A 1,325-nucleotide genomic window follows, 5' to 3' on the forward strand; every position below is an offset into this window, starting at 1 on the left:
CACGCCGGAATCCCTGCCCCACTGATCGCCCGAGCGCCGTTTCTGGCCCTCATAGGAGGATTTGAGCGGATTGGTTCTGGCGAGCATCGAAATCGCCGAAGAGATCAGATTGAGCGTGATCGAGCCTTCATCGCCCGCCGCTGGCGTTACAATCGGCTCGCCATCGACAAGGCCGAGAAAGGCGACCTCGGCCGCCCCCACCGCCTGCCCCGTTTTGGGATCAAGCAGCATCTGGTGGATCTCGACAGCAGCAAGCCGGGCGTCATAGCCGCGCACCAGCTGCTGCACTTCCGGTGCGATCTGCGACAGCGTCACGTCGACGGTCTGCACCGTCATGTCGGAAACACGCGGGATCTCCGGCAGCGACAGATTGACGTCACCGTAATAGGCCCGCTGAACCGTCGCCCCCGTCTCGCCGTCGATCACTGAAAGCACGACGTCTTCGCCGCCGCTCCAGAAACCGACAGGCGTTGCATTGCCCGTCTCCCGGTCGCGTGCCTTCACCCAGACAAGCGAACGCACAACAAGGCCAGTCTCGCGGGCATTGGTGAGCGCCGCGAGGAATGTCGCCGATATAGTCTTCATGTCAGACGTTTCGCTTCTGGATGATCGAAAAGGATATGTCGGAAACAATGTTCCCGCTTGTGGTCCCGGCACTGAATGAGCCGGGCACCAGAATGCAGGGACAGGCAGGCCTGACCAGCGTGACCGCGTCACCCGCCGCGACATAGGCTGGCAGTGCCGGGAACACATCAAACAGCCCCGTCGTTCCCGCAGCCCCGGCAGCAACATCCTCAGCCACTTCGACAAAGGCGGTCTTGCCCGTCGCGGCCGAGGTGATCTGAAGCTTGTCGCCGACGGAAAGCCTGTAGGAGCCGGTCGCGGCAAGCGAAACGCCAATCCGCGCCGCATCGTCTTCAGGCCATTCCGAAAGCTTAAAGGCGGTGTCAGCATAGCCCGTGCTGCCCGGCAGCCCCGAAAGGCTGATCTGTCCGTCATTGACCGCACTGATCGTCACCGAGGCATCGCCAAGCAGCGCACCTGAGGGATCGATCGATGGACCAATGAGATAGGGATCACGAAACATGAAGATCTTGTCCGGCCCGGAAACGCCACGGACCCGAGCCGAAACGGCTTCAGCCTCGGAAAGGCGCATTGGCATCGCGCTGACTTTGGCAGTCCAGAGCGGCGGCGCAAGCGCCGCGGTCCAGTAAGCACCGTCGCCTGATCCCGACAGTTCGTCATTGCGCTGAATATCCCAGCGAAAAGGCATTAGCGACAAATGGTCGAAGAATTCAGAAAGACGCTTCATGCCACTTACCGCC

General features: G+C 61.4%; 2 protein-coding genes. Both read right to left on the reverse strand.

What is annotated here, in order from left to right; translation table 11 throughout:
• Positions 1–585: hypothetical protein (locus tag HCK86_RS23825; protein ID WP_176086985.1), on the reverse strand; the 585-nt coding region annotated here is incomplete at its 3' end.
• A 1-nt stretch (position 586) separates the two neighbouring features.
• Positions 587–1,325: hypothetical protein (locus HCK86_RS23830; protein ID WP_210260028.1), on the reverse strand; the 739-nt coding region annotated here is incomplete at its 5' end.

This window comes from Martelella sp. HB161492, from assembly GCF_013184775.1.
In the GTDB taxonomy this organism is placed as follows: Bacteria; Pseudomonadota; Alphaproteobacteria; order Rhizobiales; family Rhizobiaceae; genus Martelella.